Raw genomic sequence first — 24,017 nt, 5'->3', positions numbered from 1 at the left:
TTCTCCTAGTCGGCTATCGACAATCAGAACCGATAGACCTCGGCGTCGGTGCGAATCGGCACCACCAGTGGCATTTTCGGACCTTCCTCTTCCTTGACCTTCGGCTTGGCCACCGGCTTGCGCGCGGTCGCCGGCGGCGGCGCCTCGGCCGCCACGGCGATCGGCTTGACGTCCTTGGCCAACTGCGCCGCCAGGCGCTTAAGCAGGTCGCTCTGGGCACGGATCTGGTCGCCGATGCTGCCCTGATGCTGTTCTTCCTCGTGGAACACCCGGCTGTCCTTCAGGTCGCCCTTCTGGTCCAACAGGCGCCAGCGCGCCTCGATCACTGCCGGCTGCTTGGGGCCGGAGTCGAGGCGACTGATGGTCAGCATCACCTGGACCTGGGGGGTGAAACCGGGTTTTTCCGGGAACAGCGCCAGGCGGCTGCTGCCCAGCTCGCTGGACATCTGCCGCAGCAGTTGCTGGCTGACATTGGTCTCCAGGTTGCCGGCCCAGCGCGCTTCGGTGGACAGACTGAGAATACCATCGGCCTGCCGCTGCACCATCACATCGCGCTTGAGATAGTCGGCCAGTTGTACCGGCCCGAGCAGGACGGCCGCACCGCCGTCCTTTTTCGGTACCGCAGCGGCACCGACGTCCAACTGGTAGAGCTGGGCCGGCGGATGGACCGCACAACCCGTCAGCCCGAGCAGGCTGACGAGGGAAAGACATGCGAAGACGCGCCACGCGCTCATCGAGAACCACCGTATTTCGCCGAAGATCGGCACTACTGATGCAAGACTTGAATTCTACTGGCCACCCGCCATCGGAAACGGCGGCCGAAGGGGCGTATCATCCCCTAACCAGCGCCATAGCTCCAGAGGCAGAGCGTATTCCGAAACCGGTTTCGGACCACCTGCGTCAGGGGAAAACCCGGCGGAACCCGCCAGGGAGACGACATTCCCCCGGAAAGCCGGCCTCGGAAGAGGCCGCTTTCGCCATTCCCTTGCGGATATGCGAGAGATCGGAGACCGGTAACGGCTCATTTCAATCCTGTGGCGGAATATCCACCAGCAGGCTGTCGACGCGCTGGAAACCGCGCGGCAGCTTGTTGCCTCGCCGGCCTCGCTCCCCCTTGTAGTGTTCCAGGTCGTCGCCCTTGAGCGACAGGGTACGCTTTCCGGCCTGCAGGACCAACGTCGCCCCGGCTGGCAGAACAGCCAGGTCGGTGAGGTATTCCTCGCGGCTGGCCACGCGTTCGCCGGGGATGCCGATGATCTTGTTGCCCTTGCCCTTGCCGAGCTGCGGCAGGTCGGAGACCTTGAACAATAGCAGACGGCCCTCGGTCGTCACGGCCGCCAGCCAATCCTGCTCCACATCGCGCACCGGGCGCGGCGCCACCACGGCGGAGCCGTTGGGCAGGCTGAGCAGGGCCTTGCCGGCCTTGTTCTTGGCCTGCAGGTCCTCGCCCTTGACCACGAAACCATAGCCGGCGTCGGAAGCGATCACGAACAGCGCATCGTCGTCCGGCAGCAGCACGCATTCGAAGCTGGCCCCCGGCGGCGGCGTCAGCCGGCCGCTGAGCGGCTCGCCCTGGCCCCGCGCGGACGGCAGGCTGTGGGCCGGCAGCGAGTAGCTGCGCCCGGTGGAGTCGATGAACACCGCATACTGGTTCGAGCGTCCCGGCGCGGCGGCCTTGAAGCCGTCGCCGGCCTTGTAGGAAAGGCCGGCGGCGTCGATGTCGTGGCCCTTGGCGCAACGCACCCAGCCTTTTTCCGAGAGCACCACGGTCACCGGTTCGGTGGGCATCAGCTCGGTTTCCGACAGCGCGCGGGCCTCGGCGCGGGCGACGATCGGCGAACGGCGGTCGTCGCCGTAGGTCTCGGCATCCTTGATCAGCTCCTCGCGCACCAGCTTCTTCAGCTTGGCCTCGCTGCCGAGCAGGGTCTGCAGGCGCTTCTGCTCCTTCAGCAACTCTTCCTGCTCGCCGCGGATCTTCATCTCTTCCAGGCGCGCCAACTGGCGCAGGCGGGTGTCGAGGATGTAGTCGGCCTGCACCTCGCTGAGTTCGAAGCGCTCCATCAGCACCGCCTTGGGCTGGTCCTCGGTGCGGATGATGTGGATCACCTCGTCGAGGTTGAGGAAGGCGATCAGCAAGCCATCCAGCAGATGCAGGCGGCGCTCGACCTTGTCCAGGCGGAACTGCAGGCGTCGACGCACGGTGCCGATGCGGAACTGCAACCACTCCGAGAGCAACTGGCGCAGGTCCTTGACCTGCGGCTTGCCGTCGAGGCCGATGATGTTCAGGTTGACCCGGTAGCTGGTTTCCAGGTCGGTGGTGGCGAACAGATGGGTCATCAGCTCTTCGACATCGACCCGGTTCGAACGCGGGATGATGACGATGCGGGTCGGGTTCTCGTGGTCCGACTCGTCGCGCAGGTCGGCCACCATCGGCAGCTTCTTGGCCTGCATCTGCCCGGCGATCTGTTCCAGCACCTTGGAACCGGACACCTGGTGCGGCAGGGCGTGGATGACGATGTCGCCGTCCTCGACGCGGTACACCGCGCGCATGCGCACCGAACCGCGGCCGGTCTCGTAGACCTTCTGCAGGTCGGCGCGCGGGGTGATGATCTCGGCTTCGGTGGGGAAGTCCGGGCCCGGCACGTGTTCGCACAATTCGGCGACCGTCGCGCCCGGCTGGTCGAGCAGGCGCACGCAGGCCGACGCGACTTCCCGCAGGTTGTGCGGCGGCACGTCGGTGGCCATGCCCACCGCGATGCCGGTGGTGCCGTTGAGCAGCAGGTTGGGCAGGCGGGCCGGCAGCACGGCCGGCTCGTCGAGGGTGCCGTCGAAGTTCGGTACCCAGTCCACGGTACCCTGGCCCAGTTCGCTGAGCAGCACCTCGGAATAGCGCGACAGGCGCGCCTCGGTATAACGCATGGCGGCGAAGGACTTGGGATCGTCAGGAGCCCCCCAGTTGCCCTGGCCGTCCACCAGCGGATAGCGATAGGAGAACGGCTGCGCCATCAGCACCATGGCCTCGTAGCAGGCCAAGTCGCCGTGCGGGTGGAACTTGCCGAGCACGTCGCCGACGGTGCGCGCCGACTTCTTGTGCTTGGAATCGGCATCCAGCCCCAGTTCGCTCATGGCGTAGACGATGCGTCGCTGCACCGGTTTCAGGCCGTCGCCGATATGCGGCAGGGCGCGGTCCATGATCACGTACATGGAATAGTTCAGATAGGCCTGCTCGGTGAACTCGGCCAACGACCGGCGTTCGACCCCTTCCAGGCTCAGATCGAGGGATTCGCTCATGCGTACCTCACGGAGAAGTGTTTTGGCGCAGCACCAGGGTGCCGTCGCGCTGGGTGAATTCGAGTTGTTTCAGGGCGCTCATGCCGAGTAGCACCTCATCGCCGTCCATGCCCGGCGCAATCAGCGCCGCGACCCCGGACAGGCGGATATCGCCGAGTTGCAGCTGGTCCAGCCGCGTGCGCCAGCCCGTGGCGCGGCCGTTGGCCGTGCTCAGGGTGATCGGCGCGCCGCGCTCCAGCGCGAGTCTTGCCGCCAGGGCTTCCGGCACCGCCACCTGGGTCGCCCCGGTATCGAGCAGGAAGGTCACGCCCTGGCCGTTGATCTGCCCGTTCAGCAGGTAATGGCCCTGGCGGCTGCTGACCAGGCGCAACTCGACGTAGCCGTCGCCATGGATCGATTGCGGCGCCTGGTTCGGGTTGCGCTGTCGATCTTCCCAGACGCCGAAATAGCGCGTCGCCAGCGCCAGCCCGGCGACCCAGGCCAGCACCAGCATGATCCGTCCCAGCCGCTGACCGGGCACCTGTTGCGTCACTTGTCCCCCAACCAGCCGCCGGCGGGCGCGGCGAAGCGCAGGACGAAGGGCCGCACATCGCCATCGGCGCGCGCATGGTCGCCATTGTCGATGCCCAGCCAGGCGCCCTTGTCGTCCAGCGACAGGGCTTCCGCGACGCCATAAGGCAGCTCGTAGCGACGCTCCGGCGCCAGGACCGCCGAGGCGAACGACCAGCAGCGCTCGACCTTGGCCTGGGCCAGGTCGCGGCGGCAGATCTGATGCGCCAGGCGCTCCAGGGTGAACAGCTTGCCGCGGTAGAAGGCGAGGTCGGAGAAATCCTTCGGCAGCTTGCGCGCGCTGCCCAGTTCCGGCGGCGGCTCGATCTTGCCGCCCTCGGCGAGCAGTACGCAGCTGCCCTCGCAGCGCCAGGCACTGTTGTCGCGGTGGGCCACCAGCAGGCCGCGGCGCTCGCGCTCGGCAGCCAGCCAGAGGCGCTTGCCCTCGGGGTCGACGGCGATCCCTTCGAACAGCGCGTTGAAATTCATCAGCATGCCGCTGGCCCGCGCTTGCGGCAGCAGGCCGGGCGGCAGGCGCAGCCAGTTCGGCGTGCCGCTCACCGGCAGTTGCAGGACCGCCGCGTGCGCCTCGCTGACCAGGTAGCGATTGCCGGCGGCATCGCAGGCGATGCCTTCGAAGTCGAGGTTGCCGCCGCGCACCAGGCCACTGAGCCAGACCCGCGTGCTCATGCCCCAGGGCAACCCGCTGTCCGGCGGGGTCGGAGCGATGAAACTCTCGGCCTCGGCCTGCCAGGGCTGGTCGGAGCCTTCGGCCGAGGGTTGCAGGCGATACAGGCGGTCATCGTCGCGGTCGGAAACCGTCCACAGCGCGCCGCCACACCAGGCCAGCCCGGAGAGGTTGCCGCCGCGCATGCCCTCCACCGCATGTTCGGAGATGAAGCTCAAGGCTGCCGGAACCGGTGGCTCTGGCGGCGCCTCGGCCGCCTGGACCAGGCCCCCGAACAGGCCGAGGATGGCCAGCAGGCGGCGCATCAGACCAGCACCTCGGCCAGGTTGCCCTTGCTTTCCAGCCAGGACTTGCGGTCACCGGCGCGCTTCTTGGCCAGCAGCATGTCCATGATCTCCAGGGTTCCGGTGGCGTCCTCCAGGGTGAGCTGGACCAGCCGCCGGGTATTCGGATCCATGGTGGTCTCGCGCAGTTGCAACGGATTCATTTCGCCAAGGCCCTTGAAGCGGGTGACCTGCGGCTTGCCGCGCTTCTTCTCAGCGGCCAGGCGCTCGAGGATGCCGTCGCGCTCGGCTTCGTCGAGGGCGTAGTAGATGTCCTTGCCGAGGTCGATGCGGTACAGCGGCGGCATCGCCACGTAGACGTGGCCGGCTTCCACCAGCGGGCGGAAATGGCGGACGAACAGCGCGCAGAGCAGCGTGGCGATGTGCAGCCCGTCGGAGTCGGCATCCGCGAGGATACAGATCTTGCCGTAGCGCAGCTGGGCCAGGTCACTGGCACCCGGATCGACGCCGATGGCCACCGCGATGTCGTGGACCTCCTGGCTGGCGAGCACCTCGCCGCCGTCCACTTCCCAGGTGTTCAGGATCTTTCCGCGCAGCGGCATGATCGCCTGGAATTCCTTGTCCCGCGCCTGCTTCGCCGAGCCGCCGGCGGAGTCGCCCTCGACCAGGAACAGTTCCGCGCGCATCGGTTCCTGTCCGGCGCAGTCGGCCAGTTTGCCGGGCAGCGCCGGCCCCTGGGTGATCTTCTTGCGCTCGACCTTCTTGCCCGCCTTGAGGCGACGCCCGGCGTTGCTGATCGCCAGTTCCGCCAGTTGCAGGCCGATTTCGGCGTGCTCGTTGAGCCACAGGCTGAAGGCGTCCTTCACCACGCCCGAGACGAACGCCGCCGCCTCGCGGGACGACAGGCGCTCCTTGGTCTGCCCGGAGAACTGCGGCTCCTGCATCTTCATCGAGAGGACGAAGGCGATCCGCTCCCAGACGTCCTCGGGCGCCAGCTTGACGCCGCGCGGCAACAGGTTGCGGAACTCGCAGAACTCGCGCATGGCGTCGAGCAGGCCCTGGCGCAGGCCGTTCACATGGGTGCCGCCCTGGGCCGTGGGAATCAGGTTGACGTAGCTTTCCTGCACCGACTCACCGCCCTCGGGCAGCCACAGCAGGGCCCAGCTCACCGCTTCCTTGGAACCTTCGAGGTTGCCGCAGAAGGGTTCATCGGGCAGGCGCGGCAGCTCGGCGACCGCGTCGGTCAGGTAGGAGCGCAGGCCGTCCTCGAAGTGCCACTCGACGCGCTCGCCGGTGTTCTTGTCCTCGAACACCACGCTCAGGCCCGGGCACAGCACCGCCTTGGCCTTGAGCACATGCTTGAGGCGGCTGACCGAGAACTTCGCCGAATCGAAATACTTCGGATCCGGCCAGAAATGCACGCTGGTACCGGTATTGCGCTTGCCGACCGTGCCGATGACTTCCAGATCGCTGTCCTTGAAGCCGTCGGCGAAGGTCATCCGGTACTCGTTGGCGTCGCGCTTGACGCGTACCTCGACCCGGGTCGAGAGCGCGTTCACCACCGAGATGCCGACCCCGTGCAAGCCGCCGGAGAACTGGTAGTTCTTGTTCGAGAACTTGCCGCCGGCATGCAGCTTGGTAAGGATCAGCTCGACGCCCGGCACGCCCTCTTCCGGGTGGATGTCCACCGGCATGCCGCGGCCATCGTCGATGACTTCCAGCGAGTTGTCCTGGTGCAGGATCACCTGCACGCTCTTCGCGTGGCCGGCCAGGGCTTCGTCGACGCTGTTGTCGATGACTTCCTGGGCCAGGTGGTTGGGGCGGGTGGTGTCGGTGTACATCCCCGGGCGCTTGCGCACCGGGTCGAGGCCGGAAAGGACTTCGATGGCGTCTGCGTTGTAAGTAGCCATGGGGTCTCTATTCAGTCAAAAGTCGAAAAATCGGTGTCGCGCCATAGCGCCGACGGGTAGCCGGCGAACGCCAGCAGCGCCGGCAGGTGCCGGGCGAAGCCCTGGAAACCGTGGTCGCCGCCGGCCTGGATACGTAGCGCGCAGGCTCGGTAGAAGGCCTGCGCGACGCGATAATCGAGGGTTTCGTCGGCGGTCTGCAGCCATACCTGGTAGCGTTCGGGACGTTGCAGGTGCGTGACTTCCAGTTCGGCCAACGCCGCCACGTGGTCCTCGGTGAGTTCCCAGGTCTCGCCGCTGTAGTGGTTGGTCTGCGCACCCAGGTAGCCGTCGAAGGAGCGATGCGGGGCGACCGCCGGATTGACCAGGATCGCCGCCAGGCCATGGCGCTCCGCCAAATGGGTCGCATAGTAGCCACCCAGGGAGCTGCCGACCAGCACCGGTCGCCCGAGCTCGGCGATGGCCCGCTCCAACTGGGCGATAGCCTGCCGTGGGTGATGGTGCAGGGCCGGGACGCGCAGGCCTTCGGCCAGGCCCAAGTGGCCGAAGGCCGCCTGCAGCTGACGCGCCTTGTGCGATTCGGGCGAACTGTTGAAGCCGTGGATATACAGCAGGGATGGGCTGGTCGCGGTCATCGGGAACGGGCTAATGGGCTTCAACTCGGTAGGGAAAGCCGAACGGTAACAGCTTCCAGGCTTCATCTTCCAGCCTGCGCGCCGATCGGCAACGACGCACGTGGCCGCGGTATCCCGCGACCGGGGGCATGTCAGTATCCGGCGGTGTCGTAGTCCACTTCGAAGACGACGTCATCGACCCGCGAGATCCCCGTTTCCAGGCGCCCGTCGTCGTGCAGGCGCAACCAGCGGTAGCCCGGCGCCAGGCGGTCGAGGGTGAAGTCGCTGCTGCCGGGGGCGAACTGCACGCAGGTGGACGGCGAAGCCAGCAGGCGCAGCGGGCCGCGCTGGCGGTCGAACTCCTGGTGAATGTGCCCCCACAGCAGGCAGCGCACCTGCGGATAGGGTGCCAGCAGGTCGAACAGCGCCTGCGGGTTGCGCAGGCCGATGGGGTCCATCCAGTCGCTGCCGATCGGCACCGGGTGGTGATGGAAGGAAACCAGCAGGAAGCGTTCGCCGGCGCTGTCGATGGCGCGCCGCAGCAGCTCCAGCTGATCCTCCTCGAGATAGCCCGGCACCGCGCCGGGAATGCTCGAGTCGAGCAACACCACGCGCCAGTTGCCGACGTCGACGACCTGCTCCAGCAGGTCGCTGCCCTCGGTCGCCCGCTGCATCGGCTCGCGTTCGTCGTGGTTACCGGCGAACCAGCGCAACGGCGCGTCCAGGGGGGCGCTCAACCTGCGGAAGCGTGTGTAGGAATCGAGGCTGCCGTCCTGGGAGACGTCGCCGGTGGCGAGAATCAGGTCGATCCGCGGCTGCTCCCGGGCGACCCGCTCGACCACCTTCTCCAGGCTATGGGCGGTATCCATGCCAAGCAGGCGCGCGCCATCCTCGGCGAACAGGTGGCTGTCCGAAAGCTGCACCAGCAGTACGGAGGCGTCGGTGGCGGGAGTGTTCGAATGGCGTGACAAGGGGCCGTCTCCTGAAGGCGAGGCGTCCGCGGTGAAAGGGATGATTATGGTGACCGACGAAAGTGGCGGCAAACCCGGAAAGCGGAACAGATCACAGTTGCGAGGACTACTTTTGGCTTGATGTCATTCAACTGGCCTTTTGCCTGCAACCGCTCAGCGCTGGGCCACCGGCTCCATTTCGTGGCCGCAGGCCAGGCAATGGGCGAGCCACTCGCCGAGGAACAGGTTGAGCTGGTTCTTCTCGTCGGGCTGGTGCATCGCCTGGTTCGGGTAGGGATAGATCGCCATCAGCCGCCGCGCCTGTTCGGCGCCGATCACCTCGGCCATCCGCGCATCGTGGTAGACCCGCACTTCCAGCCGCGGCGCCGGCAACCAGGGCAGGCCCAGTTCCTGGCGCACCTGAAGGGTGGTGGTGTAGGGGCAGGCCTCGGTCACTTCCAGCGCAAGTACGCCGAGCAGCCGCTCCCCTTCGCTCAGCGCGACCCGGCGCGAGGCCTGCGCCTCGCGCATGTCCGGGAGCAGGCGCATGAGCCGCGCGTAGTTCGCTTCGCAGGTCGCCTGCAGGCTGGCCAGGTCGACCCGGTAGCGCTCGCGCAGCAGGTTCAGGCCCATAGCCCACGCACCTCGGCCCGGTTCAGGGCCAGCCACTGCAGGGCGATGATGCTCGCCGCGTTGTTGATCCGCCCGTCGCGCACGGCCTGCAGCGCATCTTCCAACGGCCAGACGTGGACGCGGATGTCCTCGCCCTCCTCCGGCAAGCCATGCACGCCGCCGACGCCTTCGCTGTCGCAACGGCCGACGAACAGGTGCACCACTTCGTCGGTGCCGCCCGGCGACGGCAGGTACTGGGTTATCGGCCAGAGCGCACCGAGAGTCAGCCCGGCCTCCTCCATCGCCTCGCGATGGGCCACTTCCTCCGGTTGCTCGTCCTTGTCGATCAGGCCGGCGACCAGCTCCAGCAGCCAGGGGTTGGCGAGCTTCTGCATCGCCCCGACGCGGAATTGCTCGATGAGCACCACGCAATCGCGCTGCGGGTCGTAGGGCAGCACGCAGACCGCGTCATGGCGGACGAACAGTTCCCGACTGATTTCCCGGCCCATGCTGCCGTCGAACTGGCGATGCCGCAGGCGCAGGCGATCGAGACGATAGAAGCCGCGGAAGCATTCCTCGCGCTGCACGAGCTCGACGTCACCGGGGGCGGGTTTGAAGGTTTCGGACATCCTCGACTCACTTCACTCGGGTATGTGGGTTTCGCGCCATCCTATCGCGGCCCGGCGCAGGGCGCAGCCACTTTCAGGACAGCTCGGGAAAACTTCGTGGCGCTCGCCGCACGGGCGTGTTTCCCGGCCACGGCTAGGCCATACTTGGGGTTTGCGCGGGCCGAACTCAAGCGCGACGCCAGGGTCGAAACGGACTGGTCGACGCTTCGAGCCCGCCCATCCACCGTCGCAAAAGGAATCCCATGCGCCTTCTGAAATTCGCCGCCCTCGGCAGCCTGGTCGTTCTGCTGAGCGCCTGCCAGAGCCTCTTCAAGCCCGGCCTCGACGACCCGCTGCCCACCGAGCGCCTCGCCAGCGAGCACCTGAAGCCCGGCTGTCAGGGCGAACAGTGTCCCTTGGTAAACATCGACACCTTGAAGTTCCCCGACGAACCGCAGTTGGACCCGATCGTCGAGCGCGCCCTGCTGGAAATGACCCGGGAAAACAACGAAACGCCCCTGCCGGCATCGCTGGCGGCCTACGAGCGGCAGTTCCTGGACAGCGCCGAGCCGGGCTGGAGCAGCTACCTGCAAGCCAAGGTGCGCGAACAACATGACGGTCTGGTGATCATCGAGCTTTCCAGCTACCTGTTCACCGGCGGCGCCCACGGCATGCCCGGTCGCGGCTTCATCAACTACGACCGCAGGCAGCACAAGGTGCTGAGCCTGCAGGGCATGCTGGTTCCCGGCCAGGAAGAAGCCTTCTGGAAACAGGCCGAGCTGGCGCACAAGGCCTGGCTGCTGGCCAACAAGCTCGACCAGGACGCCGATTTCCAGAAGACCTGGCCGTTCCAGCGCACCCCGCACGTGGCATTGACCTTCGGCGCGGTGACGCTGAAGTACGACGCCTACTCCATCGCGCCGTATTCCTATGCCCACCCCGAACTGAAGATCCCGTATCCGCGCCTGAACGGCATCGTCAAGCCGAACCTGTTCCCCGGCCGCGGCTGACGCTTCCGACGCTCCGCAGCCCCTCGCCACGGCGAGGGGCCCCGTGGCGCGGCCTAGACCTGCCTGTAGATCACCGATCCTTCGTCCTTGAAGCGCGCCGCCTGCTCCTGGAAGCCAGCCTCGATGGCCTTGCTCTCGTCGGACAGGCCGTTCTCCTTGGCGTAGTCGCGGACTTCCTGGGTGATCTTCATCGAGCAGAACTTCGGTCCGCACATGGAGCAGAAGTGCGCGACCTTGGCCGAGTCCTTCGGCAGGGTCTCGTCATGGAACGCCCGCGCGGTGTCCGGGTCCAGGCCAAGGTTGAACTGGTCCTCCCAACGGAACTCGAAGCGCGCCTTGGACAGCGCGTTGTCGCGGATCTGCGCGCCCGGGTGGCCCTTGGCGAGGTCGGCGGCATGGGCGGCGATCTTGTAGGTGATGATCCCGGTCTTCACATCATCCTTGTTCGGCAGACCCAGGTGCTCCTTGGGCGTGACGTAGCAGAGCATGGCGCAGCCGAACCAGCCGATCATCGCCGCGCCGATGCCGGAGGTGATGTGGTCGTAGCCGGGGGCGATGTCGGTGGTCAGCGGGCCGAGGGTGTAGAACGGCGCCTCGTCACAGCACTCCAGCTGCTTGTCCATGTTTTCCTTGATCAATTGCATCGGCACGTGGCCGGGACCTTCGATCATCACCTGCACGTCGTGCTTCCAGGCGATCTTGGTCAGCTCGCCGAGGGTCTCCAGCTCGCCGAACTGGGCGGCGTCGTTGGCGTCGGCCACCGAGCCCGGACGCAGGCCATCGCCCAGCGAGAAGCTGACGTCGTAGGCCTTCATGATTTCGCAGATCTCTTCGAAATGCGTGTAGAGGAAGTTCTCCTGGTGGTGCGCCAGGCACCACTTGGCCATGATCGAGCCGCCGCGGGAAACGATACCGGTGACCCGCTTGGCGGTCAGCGGCACATAGCGCAGCAGCACGCCGGCGTGGATGGTGAAGTAGTCGACGCCCTGCTCGGCCTGTTCGATCAGGGTGTCGCGGAAGATTTCCCAGGTCAGGTCCTCGGCGACGCCGTTGACCTTCTCCAGCGCCTGGTAGATCGGTACGGTGCCGATCGGTACCGGGCTGTTGCGCAGGATCCACTCGCGGGTTTCATGGATGTGCTTGCCGGTGGACAGGTCCATCACCGTGTCGGCGCCCCAGCGGATGCCCCAGGTGAGCTTCTCCACCTCTTCCTCGATCGACGAGCCCAGCGCGCTGTTGCCGATGTTGCCGTTGATCTTCACCAGGAAGTTGCGGCCGATGATCATCGGCTCAAGCTCGGTGTGGTTGATGTTCGCCGGAATGATCGCGCGGCCGCGGGCGACTTCCTCGCGGACGAACTCGGGGGTGATTTCCTTCGGGATGTTGGCGCCGAAGCTGTGCCCCGGGTGCTGCTGGTCGAGCAGGCCGGCGGCCCGGGCTTCCTGCAGCTTCATGTTCTCGCGGATGGCGATGTATTCCATCTCCGGGGTGATGATGCCTTTCTTCGCGTAGTGCATCTGCGAGACGTTGGCGCCCGGCTTGGCCCGGCGCGGCGTGCGCACGTGGGCGAAGCGCAGGGCGTCGAGGCTGGCGTCGGCCAGGCGGGCCTGGCCGAACTCGGAGGTCAGGCCGGGGAGGATCTCGGTGTCGCCGCGCTCGTCGATCCAGCGCGAACGCACGTCAGGCAGGCCCTTGCGCAGATCGATGCGGACCTCGGGGTCGGTATACGGGCCGGAGGTGTCGTAGACGAACACCGGCGGGTTCTTTTCGCCGCCGAAGGCGGTGGGGGTGTCGGCGAGGGAGATTTCCCGCACCGGGACGCGGATGTCCGGGCGCGAGCCGGTCAGGTAGACCTTGCGCGAGTTCGGGAAAGGCTGCGTCGACTGGCGGTCGAGCTGCTCAAGGCGGGTGATGTTGTTCTTCTGCGTTGCGCTCATCGATGGCTCTCCTGGGTGATTGTCGGGAGAACCTGGCACGCGGGGCCACCGGGACTGGTGGCGAGAAGGACGCGCCGGCAAGGCAGGCATGGCGCGGACATCTTGTTCCCTACGCGGGTTGCTGCGGTCCGCGCGAGGCGGAACCGGACGCTAGCCCGATCAGGTTCAACGGGATCCGGAACTATCCGATCTCAGCCCCTCGTATAGGGCACCCCGACAAGAACCCCGGCAGTCTAATCAACACCGGCGGGATACGCCAACGGGAAAACGCCCCGCCCGACCGGCAGTCATGGTCCAGTCCGGCGCCCTCTCGCCAGGGAAGACGCAGATCCCCGCACGTTCGCCGGCACATCGATCCGGACTGGCTCTTCGATCAGTTGCCGCGCAGGTGCCTTGACCGCTACCGGTAGCGACCTTAGCCTTGCCCCACCTCGCATCTTTTCCAGGACGAACGAATGCTGCGCAGACTCTCCCTGGCGGCCGCCGTGGCCGCTGCTACCGGTGTCGCCTGGGCCGCCCAGCCGACCCCGCTGCCGACCAAGACCGACCTGATCAGCGTCTACAAGGAAGCCGTCGACAACAACGCCGACCTCGCCGCCGCCCAGGCCGACTACCTGGCGCGCAAGGAAGTGGTGCCCCAGGCCCGCGCCGGCCTGCTGCCGCAACTCGGCGCCGGCGGCCGTATCGGCGACTCACGGATCGCTCTCGACGAACCGGCCGCCACGGTCAAACGCAGCAGTCATGTGGTCCAGGCCAGCCTCAGCCAGCCGCTGTTCCGCGCCGACCGCTGGTTCCAGTGGCAGGCCGCCAAGGAAACCAGCGACCAGGCCAAGCTGGAATTCTCCGCGACCCAGCAGGACCTGATCCTGCGCAGCGCCGAGACCTACTTCACGGTGCTCCGCGCCCAGGACAACCTGGCCACCAGCAAGGCCGAGGAAGCCGCCTTCAAGCGTCAATTGGACCAGGCCAACGAGCGCTTCGACGTGGGCCTTTCCGACAAGACCGACGTACTCGAGGCCCAGGCCAGCTACGACACCGCCCGCGCCAACCGGCTGATCGCCGAACAGCGCGTGGACGATGCCTTCCAGGCCCTGGTGACCCTGACCAACCGCGACTACAGCGCCATCGAGGGCATGCGCCACACCCTGCCGGTGGTGCCGCCGGCGCCGAACGACGCCAAGGCCTGGGTCGACACCGCGGTGCAGCAGAACCTGCGCCTGCTGGCCAGCAACTACGCGGTCAACGCCGCCGAGGAAACCCTCCGCCAGCGCAAGGCCGGGCACCTGCCGACCCTCGATGCCGTGGCCCAGTACCAGAAGGGCGACAACGACGCCCTCGGCTTCGCCAACAGCGCCGCCAATCCGCTGGTGCACTACGGCAAGGATGTCGAGGAACGCACGATTGGCCTGGAACTGAACATCCCGATCTACAGCGGCGGCCTGACCTCCTCCCAGGTCCGCGAGTCCTACCAGCGCCTCAACCAGAGCGAGCAGTCCCGCGAAGGCCAGCGCCGCCAGGTGGTGCAGGACACCCGCAACCTGCACCGCGCGGTGAATACCGACGTCGAGCAGGTCCAGGCGCGGCGCCAGGCGATCATCTCCAACCAGAGTTCGCTGGAAGCCACCGAGATCGGCTACCAGGTCGGCACCCGCAACATCGTCGACGTGCTCAACGCCCAGCGCCAGTTGTACGCCGCCGTGCGCGACTACAACAACAGCCGCTACGACTACATCCTCGATACCCTGCGCCTGAAGCAGGCGGCCGGCACCCTCAGCCCGGCCGACCTGGAGGCGCTCAGCGCCTACCTGAAGCAGGACTACGATCCGGACAAGGACTTCCTCCCGCCGGACCTGGCCAAGGCCGCCGCCGAGCAGTTACAGAGCAAGCCGCGCCAGCAGTACTAGCACGAGCGAAGACGCCCCCGGTCGGGGGCGTCTTCGCTTGACTGGCCTGGCGCGCGTCGCCCGGGTCAGCGCGCCAGCGGCTGGAGCAGCGCGTCGAACTGCTCCAGCCGCGGGAATCGCAGGGGTACATCCTGCTCGAGATTTTCCAGCCGCGCCCGGTAGGCGCGCAGGAAGTTGCCGCGCGCTTCCTCGCTGATGTATGGCACGTGCCAGGCGACAAAGGGCTCCAGCACCTGCATGCCGACATAGGCCAGGGTGCCGCGCAGGATCGGCCGCAGCATGTCCTCCAGCGGTCCGTGGATGGCACCCTCGCCGAACATGTGCTGGCGCCCGCCCAGGGTCAGGCTGACCAGCGCCTTCTTGCCGGCCAGGCCACCCTGGTCGTAGAAGCGCTTGCCGCCATAGCAGACCCCGGACACCAGTACCCGGTCGAACCACCCCTTGAGGATCGCCGGCACCGAGAACCAGTAGATCGGAAAGTTGAGGATCAGCAGGTCGGCCCACAGCAGCTTGTCCAGCTCGGCCTGGATGTCGGCGGCCAGGCTCTGGCGCTTGACGCTCTCGCGCTGCTCCAGGGCGTACACCAGGTAGTCGGGATCGGCGCGCTCGGCGAAGTCGGCGGCACTGGCCACCGGATTCCAGTTCATCGCGTAGAGATCCGAGACCTGCACCGCGTGGCCCTGGCCTGCCAGGGTCTCGCATGCCTGGTCACAGAGCGCGCGGGTGAAGGATTGCGGTTCGTTGTGGGCGTGGACGATCAGTACGTTCATCGTGGTTTCCGAATCGTGGTGACCAGCCGCATCGCTCGCGGCCGAGGGGTTCAGGCCTGGCCGAGCAACTCGGCGGCGCACAGCGCGATGCGCCGACAGGCTTCGCGCAGCGGTTCGGCGCCCAACACCAGGCCGAGGCGGATGTGACCGGCGGCGCTCGGGCCGAAGGCTTCGCCGGCGAGCACCGATACGCCATGGCGGTCCAGCAGGCGGTCGGCGAAGGCCTGGGCGGAAAGTCCGGTGGGACGGATGTCGACCATCACGAACATGCCGCCGTCCGGGCGCAGTGGACGCAGGCCGGGGCTGTCGGCCAGGCACTCGATTACCAGGTCGCGGCGGCGGCGGTAGGCCTCGCGCATCGCCTCCAACTCCGGCAGCGGCGCCTCCAGCGCGGTGCAGGCGGCATCCTGGATGAATTCCGGCGAGCCATAGAGCATGCACAGGGCGAGGTTCTCCAGGTGCGCGCAGAGCGCCGCGGGACCGACCACCCAGCCGACCCGCCAGCCGGTCATGGCGTGGGATTTCGACAGGCTGTTGAGGGTCGCGGTACGTTCGGCCATCCCCGGCAGGCTGGCCGGGCTGACATGCTCGCCGTCGAACAGCAGTTCGCTGTAGACCTCGTCGGAGATCATCCACAGGTCATGGGCCGTGCACAGCTCGGCCAGGGCTTCCCAGGTGGCCCGCGGCAGGCTGGCGCCGGACGGGTTGTGCGGGCTGTTCAGCGCCATCGCGCGAGTGCGCGGGGTGATCAGTGCGGCGACCTCCTCGGCCTGCACGCGGAAGCCATTCTCGGAGCGCACCGGCACCGGCACCACCCGCGCGCCACAGGCGCCGAACACCGCTTCGTAGGTGACGTACATCGGCTCGGCGACTATCACCTCGTCGCCCGGATTCAGCAGGCACTGCACCACCGCGTACAGCGCGCACTGGGCGCCGGCCAGCACCACCACCTGCTCCGCGTCCACCGCCTGGCCGCTGCGCTGCCGGTGGCGTTCGGCGATGCGCTGGCGCAGGGCGCGCTTGCCGCGCACGTCGGCGTAGTGGGTGTTGCCGGCCAGCAGGCTGTCGATGGCCGACTGGACGATGGGCGCCGGGGTATCGAAGTCGGGGTCGCCGACCGACAGCAGGAGGATTTCCTCGCCCTGCTCGACCCGCGCCAGCGCGCGATAGTGGATGTCCCAGGCAGCGGCGCCGTCGCCGGCGATACGTTGAGTGAAGTCGGAATAGCGCATGGATGCTCTCCTTGTCCGGCGGTCAGCGCGCGCAGGCGTGCCGCAGTTCGATCAGGGTCACGCCGGGCTGCCCGAAGCCGGCGCGCAGGTCGCGCTCCAGTTCGTCCAGGTCCTGCGGCTGGCGCACCGCGCAACCGTAGGCGCGGCCCAGCAGGGCGAAGTCGGGGTTGCGCGGCAGCACGCCGACCGGCTCGATGTCCAGGCCGAGTATGTCGTCGCGGATCTGGCCGAGCGCGTCGTTGTTCCACAGTAGCACCACCAGCGGACTGTCCAGTTCCTCGCTGGCGGTGGCCAGTTCCTGCGCGGTGTAGAGGAAGCCGCCATCGCCGACCAGCACCAGGCCCGGGCGCTGCGGGGCGCCGAGCTTGGCGCCGATGCCGGCCGGCAGGCCGTAGCCGAGGGTGCCGTAGCCGGTGGGATGCAGCCAGCTGCGCGGCGCTCGGCTGGCGAACGCGTAGTTGCCGGTATAGGCCAGTTGGGTCATGTCGGTGCTGACGAAAGCATCGGCCGGCAGCGCGGCGGCGATCCGGTCGAGGATCGCCTGGTGCAGCGCCTGCAGCGGCGCGTGTGCCGCGCGGATCTCCGCGCGCAGGCGCGCCACCCTCGCGGCGGCCGGCGCGGCGTCGCGGGCCTCCTGCGGCAGGCGTGCCAGCAGCGCCTCAAGGGTCTGCCGGGCATCGCCCCTGAGCGCTACGGCAGAGGGATAGAAGTCGTTGAACTTGCGCGGGTCGATATCGACGCGGATCAGTTCGCCGGACAGCGGCAGGCGTTCGCGCCAGAAGTCGGTGTCGGCCATCTCGGTGCCCACCGCCAGCACCAGGTCGGCCTCGGCGATCATCTCCCAGCCCGGCGCTACGCACAGGCTGGCCCCGGCGTTGAGCGGCGCGTCCGGCGGCAGCAGGCCCTTGCCGGCGACGCTGGTGAACAGCGGCGCGGCCAGGCGCTCGCTCAGCGCGGCAAGCGCATCGCCGGCCGCCAGCGCGCCGCCGCCGGCGATGAGCATTGGTCGCCGGGCCGCAGCCAGGCGCTCCGCCGCCGCCCGCAATGCCTCGGTGCACGGCACACCACGACCAGGGCGGCGCGCCACGGCAGCGCTCCAGTCATGGGCCACCGGCGCGGCAAGCACGTCGAGCGGGATCGAGATATGCACCGGGCGCGGACGCTCGCTGTCGAACACCGCGTAGGCCCGGGCGATCAGTTCGGGCAGCTGTTCCGGGCTCAAGGCCAGGGCGGAGAAGGCAGTGATCGGCGCGGTCATGGCACGCTGGTCCTGGGTCTCGTGCAGGCAGCCCCAGCCCTTGCCCAGGCTGGCGCTGTGGTTGACGCTGGAAATCACCAGCAGCGGCACCGAGTCGGCGTAGGCCTGGCCGATGGCGGTGGCGACGTTGGTCACGCCCGGCCCGGTGATGACGAAGCACACTCCCGGCTTGCCGCTGACCCGCGCATAACCGTCGGCCATGAAGCCGGCGCCCTGCTCGTGGCGGGTCAGCACGTGGCGGATGCCGCTACCCGGAAGTCCGCGGTACAGCTCCAGGGTATGCACGCCGGGGATGCCGAAAACGGTATCCACGCCGTAGTTGGCCAGCAAGCGGACCAGGGCCTGGCCGGCGGTGAGGGTCTTCTGTGGTTGCATGGGCAATATCCTCGTCCAGTTCGGCGACCATCGGAGTCGCCGTTCGCGCCGCAGCGCTCTTGCTCCCATTCCCACAAGCGGGAGGGGGAGCCGTCGTGTCCCCCCGGCCTTCAGCCATTGGCCAGCCGGATCAACGCATCCACCGCCAGCGCTCCCTCGGCATCCGCCAGCAACGGATTGACGTCCAGCTCCAGCAAGCGCTCGGCATGTTCGCAGGCGAATTCGGCGACCGCGCGGATCGCCGCCACCAGGGCCTCCATGCACACTGCCGGGCGACCGCGGAAGCCGCTGAGCAACGGCGCGCTGCGCAGGCTCAGCAGGGCATCGCGGATCGCCGCGTCGGTGGTTGGCAGGAGCAGGCTGCGACTGTCGCGCAGCAGCTCCACGAGTATCCCGCCGGCACCGATCACCAATGCCAGGCCGAAGCCCTCCTCGCGCTTGACCCCGACGATCAGCTCGGCCAGCGGCGCGCCAGCCATGCGCTCCAATAAAACACGCTCGAAGACCAGTTGCGGCGCGTGCCGGGCCAGGCTTTCGCGCATGTCGAACAATGCCGCCTCCAACGCCGCCTCGTTGCGTAGGCCGAGCGCCACGCCACCGGCCTCGGTCTTGTGCGGCAGTGCGGCGCTGACCGCCTTGAGCACCAGCGGGAAGCCGAGGTCGAGGGCCGCTTCGCGGGCCTGGCCGGGGGTGCTCAGCACCCCCTGGGGCAGTGGCAGGCCGAAGGGTTTCAGCGCCTGCTTGGATTGCCACTCGTCGAGCAGGTAGCCGTCGCCCGCCAGCGGCCCTGGGCAGATCGGCACCAACGCCGCCTCACCGCGCTCCAGCAGCGCCGCGCGGCGCTGGCGGTAGCGGGCGATCCGTCCCCAGGCGGCGAGACCATCCTCGACGCCCTGCAGCGCGGCGACGCCCTCGCCGTGCAACAGCTCGCGGGCCCGGGCCGGCAGCAGTTCCGGGAACGCCGAGGCGATGAAGCCGACTTTGCCGTGGCGCTTCAGCGCGGCGCAGTAGCGTTGCAGAAGCAGGTCGCACTGCGGCCGCTCGCCGGTTTCCTCGCCCGGATAGTCGAGCACCAGCAGGGCGGCGTCGGCAGGGCTGCGCAGAGCGCTGTCGAGCATTTCCTCCAGGGCCGCGGCATCGCCCCAGATGGCGGTGGTGAAGTCCAGCGGGTTGGCGATGTTGGCGTAGTCGGGCAGCACCCCGGCCAGTTCGTCGCGCTGTCCGGCGTCGAAAGACGGCAACCCCAGGCCGTTGCGCTCGGCGTAATCGGCGATCAACCCGGCGTCGCCGCCGGAACAGGCCAGCGCGACCAGGCTCGGCCCGCCAGGCAGGTGGCCGCAGGCGGCGGCCTTGAGGGTTTCGACGAAGCTCACCGGGCCGCTCACGCGGATCACCCCGAGGCGCTCGAACAGGCTGTCGTAGAGCGCGTCGGAACCGGCCAGGGAACTGGTGTGGCTGAGCGCGAGGGCCGCGCCGATCTTCGACACCCCGGTCTTCAGGGCGATCACCGGCACGCCTTTCTGCAACGCCTTGTAGGCCGCGCGGGCGAACCCCGGGACGTTCTTCAGCCCTTCCAGATGCAGGCCGATGGCAGTCACCCGCGGCTCGTCGAGCAGCACGTCCATCAGCTCGGCGATGCCCAGCTGCGCCTGGTTGCCCACCGATGCCATATAGGCCACCGGCAGCGAACGGTCGCTCATCGACAGGTTGTAGGCGAAGTTGCCACTCTGCGTCAGCACCGCGACGCCCCGCTCCACCTGCCGACCGCCATGTGCCACCGGCCATAGCGCGGCGCCGTGCAGGTAGTCGAGCAAGCCGTAGCAGTTCGGGCCGAGCAGCGCCATTTCGCCGGCGGCGGCCAGCAGCCGGCGTTGCACGGCCAGGCCCTGTTCGCCGGTTTCGGCGAAGCCGGAGGCATAGCAGATCGCCCCGCCGGCGCCTTTGGCGGCGAGCGCGGCGACCGCGTCGAGGGTCAGTTCGCGGTTGGTGGCGACGAACGCCGCGTCCGGGCCGCACGGCAGGTCGGCGACGCTGGCCACGCAGGGTACGCCTTCGAGTTCGGCGTGCTGCGGATTGACCAGCCACAACTGGCCGGCGAAACCGCCTTCGGCACAGCGTTTCAGGGCACGCGCCATGCCACGGCCGCCAATGAAGGCGAGATGCCTGGGTGCCAGCAGGCGCTTGAGGTTTTCACGATTCATGTCGGTTCTCGATTCGGAACATGGCAGCCTTCCCCTCTCCCCTGGAGGAAGAGGGGAGCCAGGACTTCAACGCAGCAACGGCCGCAGCAGTTCGCGGGAAACGATGTGCCGCTGGATTTCCGAAGTGCCCTCCCAGATCCGTTCGATCCGCGCGTTGCGCCAGATGCGCTCGACCGGTCCTTCATCCATCAGGCCCATGCCGCCGAAGATCTGCACCGCTTCGTCGGCGACCTTGCCGAGGGTCTCGCTGGCGAACAGCTTGGCCATGCCGGCCTCGCCGTCGGTCATGGTGCCCTGGTCCATCTTCCAGGCGGTGTGCAGGGTCATCAGCTCGGCGGCACGGATCTGCGTGGCCATGTCGGCGAGCTTGAAGGAAACGCCCTGGTAGCTGCCGATCGGCTGGCCGAACTGCTTGCGATCGGCCGCCCAGCGCAGCGACAGGTCGAGGGCGCGCTGGGCCTGGCCGACGCAGTTGGCGGCGACCATCACCCGTCCGGCGGTGAGCCAGGCGTTTGCCACTTCCCAGCCCTTGCCGACCTCGCCGAGCACCTTGGAGGCCGGCACCCGGCAATCGTCGAAGAAGATCTCGTAGGTGTGGTAGCCACGGTTGCTCACGCATTTCGGCCCGCGGCGCACGGTCATCCCGGGCGTGCCCTTGTCCACCAGGAAGGCGGTCACCGCGTTGCGCTTGCGGCCGTTGTGCTCGTAGCTGTCGGTGACGGCGAAGACGATGGCGAAGTCGGCGTGCCCGGCGTGGCTGATGAAGTGCTTGCTACCGTTGATCACGAAGGCGTCGCCGTCGCGCACCGCGCGGGTCTTGATCGAATTGGCGTCGGAGCCGGCGCCCGGCTCGGTGAGGGCGAAGCAATCGGTCTTTTCGCCCTGCACGCAGGGCAACAGGTAGTCGCCGAGCTGTTCTCCGGTGCAGGCCATGAGGATCTTCGAGGGCCGCGCGACGAATACGTGGAGGGCCCAGGAGACCTTCGACAGCTCGCGTTCGACCAGCGCCTGGGACAGGTAGTCGAGGCCGCCGCCGCCCACTTCCTCGGGCATGTTGAAGGCATAGAAACCGGCGGCGAGGGCCTTGCCGCGAATCTGTGCGGCCAGCTCCGGCGACACCGCGTCGGCGCGGTCGACATCGTCCTCGTGGGGCAGCAGTTCCTTCTCGACGAAGCTGCGCACCGCCTCGACCAGCATGTCCTGTTCCTGGGTCAGCCTGAAATCCATGGGAATCACCTGCTCGGCGCCTAGCGCCCGCTGAATTGAGGGGAACGTTTCTCGGCCACGGCGCGCAGCGCCTCGGCGGCATCCTCGCTGCGCCCGCAGAGCAGCCCGGCGGCCTGCTCGGCACGCAACTGCTCGGCCAGCGAGCGCCCGGCGCCGTCGCGCAGCAGGCGCTTGGTCTGGGCGAAGGCGAAGGTCGGGCCGCTGGCGAGACGCGCAGCGAAGGCGCCGACCGTCTCAACCAGGCGCTCGTCGGCGACCACCTCGCCGACCAGTCCGGCGCCCAGAGCGCGCTCCGCGCTCCAGGCTTCGTCGAGGAACAGCAGGCGCTTGGCCGCCTCGCTGCCGAGCAGTCGTGGCAGATGCCAACTGGCGCCGGCGTCCGGGCAGTAGGCCATGCCGGTGTAGCCGGCCTTGAAGCGCGCCGAGGCGGCGGCGATGCGGAAATCGCAGCACAGCGCCAGGTCCATGCCAGCGCCCACGGCGCTGCCGTTGACGGCGGCGACTGTGGGTTTGTCGAGGGCGTGCAGGCGCCCCATCAGGGCGTGGGCGGCCTCGGTCCAGCCATAGCTTTCCAGCTCGCCACGGGCTTCAGCCGCCGCCCATTCGGCGAGATCGGCCCCGGCGCAGAAGCTGCGTCCGCTGCCGCCGAGGACCACGGCGCGCACTGCCGGGTCGCGCTCGCAGGCATCGAGTCGGACGTGCAGGGCCTCCAGGGTGGGGATATCCAGTGCATTGCGCTGTTGCGGACGATTCAGGACGAGCCAGGCGATCCCGGCTTCGACCCGCGTCTGCAATGGGGCAAGGTCAGTCATGCGGCCCTCGTTCTTATTGTTGGTTGATGGCGATCGCGGCTTTCAGGCAATACTAAACACTCGTTCAACAAGACCACAATCCACCCATTCGGGTGTATGTAACGGCCCTGCGGCAGGCGCAAAGCCACACGCCATGCGATCCGCCGAAAAGCGGCGAAGGCCCGCGCGAGCCGGCTGTTACAACTTCGAACAAACCAACCAGGCGAAAACGAAAACGCCCGCCGGATGCGGCGGGCGTCGGGTCCTGCGAATGGCCGTTCAGCCGGCCCGTCCCAGGGCGGGGTCGCCCAGTCCCTGCGGCTGCCGGCGACGAACCACGTAATAGGCCAGGTAGCAGGCGACGATGAAGCCGAAGCCCCAGTACAAGGACGGCCGCTGGGTGGGATCGAGGGCGAGGAAGACGAACAGCGAGCAGCACACGGCGATGCAGGCCAGCGGCACCAGCGGGAACAGCGGCGCGGCATATTTCAGCTCGGCGACCGTGCCGCCGCTGGCCATGTACTCGCGGCGGAAGCGGTATTGGGCGTAGGCGATGACGATCCAGGTGACGGTGCCGGACATCCCGCTCACCGCCATCAGCACCATGAACAGGGTGTCGGCGGCGACCACGCTGGTCAGCAACGAGAGCAGGGCGAAGCACAGGGTGATCAGCAACGCGTAGAGCGGCACGCCGCGCGCGCTGAGCTTCGACAGGCCGCGCGGGGCCATGCCGGTCCTGGACATCGCCCAGAGGATCCGCGTCGAGGCGTACAGGCCCGAGTTGCCTACCGAGAGGATGGCGGTGAGGATGACGAAGTTCATCAGGTCCGCCGCGTAGGGAATCCCGACCATGTCGAACACCTGCACGAACGGGCTTTCCATCAGCCCGGCCTGTTGCCAGGGAATGATGGCGGAAAGCACGACGATGGCCAGCACGTAGAAGATCAGTACGCGGAACACCACGTTGCGCACCGCCCGCGGGATGCTCTTCTCCGGTCGCTCGGTCTCGCCGGCGGCGACGCCCATGATCTCGCAACCCTGGAAGGCATAGACCACCGTCATCATCACCGCGAACACCGCCGACAGGCCGTTGGGGAACAGCCGCTCGCCGACCAGGTTGGAGAACATCGGCGCCGGCGCACCGCTCTTCAGTTCGATACCGCCGAAGATCACCAGCCCCCCGACCACGATGAACACCAGGATCGCCGCCACCTTGATCCCGGCGAACCAGTACTCGGCCTCGCCGAAGGCGCGGGTCGCCAGGGCATTGAGGGAGAACAGCACGACCACGAAGAAACCCGACCATAGCCACACGGGCACCTCCGGGAACCAGCGGGTCATGAGCATCCCGGCCGCGGTGAATTCCAGGCCTACCGTGGAGGCCCAGCTCATCCAGTAGACCCAGCCGATCATGAAGCCAGTCGCCGGGCCGATGAAACGCGTCGCGTGGGCCTGGAACGAACCGGAGACCGGCATCTGCACCGACAGCTCGCCGAGGCAGACCATCACCAGGTACATCAGCACCCCGGCCACCAGGTAGGCCAGCACCGCGCCGGCCGGGCCGCCCTGGTTGATGGTCACGCCGGAGCCCATGAACAGCCCGGTGCCGATCACCCCGCCGAGGGACAGCATGAAGATGTGGCGGCTCGCCAGGGCCCGGGTGAGTTGCAGCCTTTCCTTGCCGTCAGCCATGGCGCACCTCCGGATGAGGGTACGCACAGGGGTCTTCGAGATGGCTCATTATTCTTGTCTCCACTCTGTCAGAGGCCGTGTCTTGCGCACGGATGAGCGGATTATTGGCGGCGGATG

19 protein-coding genes and 1 riboswitch are annotated in these 24,017 nt (G+C 67.8%); of the genes, 2 read left to right on the top strand and 17 right to left on the bottom strand.

All coding sequences use genetic code 11. From position 1 onward, the window contains the following. Positions 1-23: 23 nt before the first annotated feature. The 9 genes from JHD77_RS09095 to JHD77_RS09055 all read right to left on the bottom strand — a co-directional run bounded on the left by JHD77_RS09095 (position 24) and on the right by JHD77_RS09055 (position 9,524). On the bottom strand, positions 24-734 hold the full coding sequence (locus tag JHD77_RS09095) for a PqiC family protein (RefSeq protein ID WP_003102054.1): 711 nt from the start codon (positions 732-734) through the stop codon (positions 24-26). 292 nt (positions 735-1,026) lie between these two features. Continuing rightward, positions 1,027-3,291 carry a DNA topoisomerase IV subunit A gene (gene parC, locus JHD77_RS09090; protein ID WP_014603516.1) on the bottom strand — a complete coding sequence of 755 codons (2,265 nt, stop codon included), beginning with the start codon at positions 3,289-3,291 and terminating at the stop codon, positions 1,027-1,029. A 7-nt stretch (positions 3,292-3,298) separates the two neighbouring features. Next, the gene (locus tag JHD77_RS09085) at positions 3,299-3,823 is read right to left on the bottom strand and encodes a retropepsin-like aspartic protease family protein (RefSeq protein ID WP_031756329.1); all 525 of its coding nucleotides are present in this window, start codon (positions 3,821-3,823) and stop codon (positions 3,299-3,301) included. Then, on the bottom strand, positions 3,820-4,833 hold the full coding sequence (locus tag JHD77_RS09080; protein ID WP_003102060.1) for an esterase-like activity of phytase family protein: 1,014 nt from the start codon (positions 4,831-4,833) through the stop codon (positions 3,820-3,822). The genes JHD77_RS09085 and JHD77_RS09080 overlap by 4 nt, the downstream gene beginning before the upstream one ends. Beyond that, positions 4,833-6,722 carry a DNA topoisomerase IV subunit B gene (gene parE, locus JHD77_RS09075; protein ID WP_003102062.1) on the bottom strand — a complete coding sequence of 630 codons (1,890 nt, stop codon included), beginning with the start codon at positions 6,720-6,722 and terminating at the stop codon, positions 4,833-4,835. Before parE ends, JHD77_RS09080 begins: the two co-directional genes overlap by 1 nt. Positions 6,723-6,733: 11 nt before the next feature. Next, on the bottom strand, positions 6,734-7,354 hold the full coding sequence (locus tag JHD77_RS09070) for a YqiA/YcfP family alpha/beta fold hydrolase (protein WP_003102064.1): 621 nt from the start codon (positions 7,352-7,354) through the stop codon (positions 6,734-6,736). Positions 7,355-7,485: 131 nt separating this feature from the next. Continuing rightward, entirely contained in the window at positions 7,486-8,304 is an 819-nt protein-coding gene (cpdA, locus tag JHD77_RS09065; RefSeq protein ID WP_003102066.1) for a 3',5'-cyclic-AMP phosphodiesterase, read from the bottom strand. Between the two features lie 153 nt (positions 8,305-8,457). Then, complete coding sequence (locus JHD77_RS09060) at positions 8,458-8,916, bottom strand: DUF1249 domain-containing protein (RefSeq protein WP_003102067.1); 459 nt, start codon at positions 8,914-8,916, stop codon at positions 8,458-8,460. Beyond that, positions 8,907-9,524: an NUDIX domain-containing protein gene (locus JHD77_RS09055; RefSeq protein WP_003095694.1), complete on the bottom strand. Its 618-nt coding sequence runs from the start codon at positions 9,522-9,524 to the stop codon at positions 8,907-8,909. Before JHD77_RS09055 ends, JHD77_RS09060 begins: the two co-directional genes overlap by 10 nt. 242 nt (positions 9,525-9,766) lie before the next feature. On the opposite strand from JHD77_RS09055, the gene JHD77_RS09050 reads away from it, so the two are divergent. Continuing rightward, complete coding sequence (locus tag JHD77_RS09050) at positions 9,767-10,513, top strand: RsiV family protein (protein ID WP_031756327.1); 747 nt, start codon at positions 9,767-9,769, stop codon at positions 10,511-10,513. Between the two features lie 53 nt (positions 10,514-10,566). Here the strand turns inward: JHD77_RS09050 and thiC are convergent, their stop codons facing one another. Then, positions 10,567-12,450 (bottom strand): phosphomethylpyrimidine synthase ThiC, encoded by a 1,884-nt coding sequence (gene thiC, locus JHD77_RS09045; protein ID WP_003095696.1) that lies wholly within the window; start codon positions 12,448-12,450, stop codon positions 10,567-10,569. Positions 12,451-12,539: 89 nt separating this feature from the next. Further along, positions 12,540-12,676: riboswitch (TPP riboswitch) on the bottom strand. Between the two features lie 229 nt (positions 12,677-12,905). Here thiC and opmH point away from each other — a divergent pair. Then, entirely contained in the window at positions 12,906-14,354 is a 1,449-nt protein-coding gene (gene opmH / locus JHD77_RS09040; protein WP_003123581.1) for an efflux transporter outer membrane subunit OpmH, read from the top strand. A 65-nt stretch (positions 14,355-14,419) separates the two neighbouring features. Here opmH and JHD77_RS09035 read toward each other — a convergent pair whose 3' ends face one another. From JHD77_RS09035 to JHD77_RS09005, 7 genes are all read right to left on the bottom strand, one after another. Next, positions 14,420-15,124 carry an NAD(P)H-dependent oxidoreductase gene (locus JHD77_RS09035; protein ID WP_003102071.1) on the bottom strand — a complete coding sequence of 235 codons (705 nt, stop codon included), beginning with the start codon at positions 15,122-15,124 and terminating at the stop codon, positions 14,420-14,422. Between the two features lie 50 nt (positions 15,125-15,174). Beyond that, complete coding sequence (aruH, locus tag JHD77_RS09030; RefSeq protein ID WP_003135629.1) at positions 15,175-16,356, bottom strand: arginine--pyruvate transaminase AruH; 1,182 nt, start codon at positions 16,354-16,356, stop codon at positions 15,175-15,177. A 22-nt stretch (positions 16,357-16,378) separates the two neighbouring features. Then, complete coding sequence (locus tag JHD77_RS09025) at positions 16,379-18,058, bottom strand: 5-guanidino-2-oxopentanoate decarboxylase (protein ID WP_196994099.1); 1,680 nt, start codon at positions 18,056-18,058, stop codon at positions 16,379-16,381. 41 nt (positions 18,059-18,099) lie between these two features. Beyond that, the gene (locus tag JHD77_RS09020; protein WP_003114528.1) at positions 18,100-20,190 is read right to left on the bottom strand and encodes an acetate--CoA ligase family protein; all 2,091 of its coding nucleotides are present in this window, start codon (positions 20,188-20,190) and stop codon (positions 18,100-18,102) included. Positions 20,191-20,256: 66 nt separating this feature from the next. Further along, on the bottom strand, positions 20,257-21,417 hold the full coding sequence (locus JHD77_RS09015) for an acyl-CoA dehydrogenase family protein (RefSeq protein ID WP_003095708.1): 1,161 nt from the start codon (positions 21,415-21,417) through the stop codon (positions 20,257-20,259). A gap of 20 nt (positions 21,418-21,437) precedes the next feature. Further along, on the bottom strand, positions 21,438-22,229 hold the full coding sequence (locus JHD77_RS09010) for an enoyl-CoA hydratase/isomerase family protein (RefSeq protein ID WP_031756325.1): 792 nt from the start codon (positions 22,227-22,229) through the stop codon (positions 21,438-21,440). Between the two features lie 258 nt (positions 22,230-22,487). Beyond that, positions 22,488-23,900, bottom strand: coding sequence for an amino acid permease (locus JHD77_RS09005; RefSeq protein ID WP_019372236.1), 1,413 nt, complete (start codon positions 23,898-23,900; stop codon positions 22,488-22,490). Between the last annotated feature and the right edge of the window lie 117 nt (positions 23,901-24,017).

Source organism: Pseudomonas sp. P20, assembly GCF_016463925.1.
GTDB lineage: Bacteria > Pseudomonadota > Gammaproteobacteria > Pseudomonadales > Pseudomonadaceae > Pseudomonas > Pseudomonas aeruginosa.
The sequence above is the reverse complement of the archived record's forward strand: the minus strand, read 5'-3'. Positions and strand labels throughout refer to the sequence as shown.

What these genes read in the sequence shown, in the direction of transcription:
- JHD77_RS09095 (WP_003102054.1), bottom strand. Translation starts at nt 734, where the DNA reads ATGAGCGCGTGGCGCGTCTTCGCATGTCTTTCCCTCGTCAGCCTGCTC.
- parC (WP_014603516.1), bottom strand. Translation starts at nt 3,291, where the DNA reads ATGAGCGAATCCCTCGATCTGAGCCTGGAAGGGGTCGAACGCCGGTCG.
- JHD77_RS09080 (WP_003102060.1), bottom strand. Translation starts at nt 4,833, where the DNA reads ATGCGCCGCCTGCTGGCCATCCTCGGCCTGTTCGGGGGCCTGGTCCAG.
- parE (WP_003102062.1), bottom strand. Translation starts at nt 6,722, where the DNA reads ATGGCTACTTACAACGCAGACGCCATCGAAGTCCTTTCCGGCCTCGAC.
- JHD77_RS09070 (WP_003102064.1), bottom strand. Translation starts at nt 7,354, where the DNA reads ATGACCGCGACCAGCCCATCCCTGCTGTATATCCACGGCTTCAACAGT.
- JHD77_RS09060 (WP_003102067.1), bottom strand. Translation starts at nt 8,916, where the DNA reads ATGGGCCTGAACCTGCTGCGCGAGCGCTACCGGGTCGACCTGGCCAGC.
- JHD77_RS09055 (WP_003095694.1), bottom strand. Translation starts at nt 9,524, where the DNA reads ATGTCCGAAACCTTCAAACCCGCCCCCGGTGACGTCGAGCTCGTGCAG.
- JHD77_RS09050 (WP_031756327.1), top strand. Translation starts at nt 9,767, where the DNA reads ATGCGCCTTCTGAAATTCGCCGCCCTCGGCAGCCTGGTCGTTCTGCTG.
- thiC (WP_003095696.1), bottom strand. Translation starts at nt 12,450, where the DNA reads ATGAGCGCAACGCAGAAGAACAACATCACCCGCCTTGAGCAGCTCGAC.
- opmH (WP_003123581.1), top strand. Translation starts at nt 12,906, where the DNA reads ATGCTGCGCAGACTCTCCCTGGCGGCCGCCGTGGCCGCTGCTACCGGT.
- JHD77_RS09035 (WP_003102071.1), bottom strand. Translation starts at nt 15,124, where the DNA reads ATGAACGTACTGATCGTCCACGCCCACAACGAACCGCAATCCTTCACC.
- aruH (WP_003135629.1), bottom strand. Translation starts at nt 16,356, where the DNA reads ATGCGCTATTCCGACTTCACTCAACGTATCGCCGGCGACGGCGCCGCT.
- JHD77_RS09025 (WP_196994099.1), bottom strand. Translation starts at nt 18,058, where the DNA reads ATGGGAGCAAGAGCGCTGCGGCGCGAACGGCGACTCCGATGGTCGCCG.
- JHD77_RS09020 (WP_003114528.1), bottom strand. Translation starts at nt 20,190, where the DNA reads ATGAATCGTGAAAACCTCAAGCGCCTGCTGGCACCCAGGCATCTCGCC.
- JHD77_RS09015 (WP_003095708.1), bottom strand. Translation starts at nt 21,417, where the DNA reads ATGGATTTCAGGCTGACCCAGGAACAGGACATGCTGGTCGAGGCGGTG.
- JHD77_RS09010 (WP_031756325.1), bottom strand. Translation starts at nt 22,229, where the DNA reads ATGACTGACCTTGCCCCATTGCAGACGCGGGTCGAAGCCGGGATCGCC.
- JHD77_RS09005 (WP_019372236.1), bottom strand. Translation starts at nt 23,900, where the DNA reads ATGGCTGACGGCAAGGAAAGGCTGCAACTCACCCGGGCCCTGGCGAGC.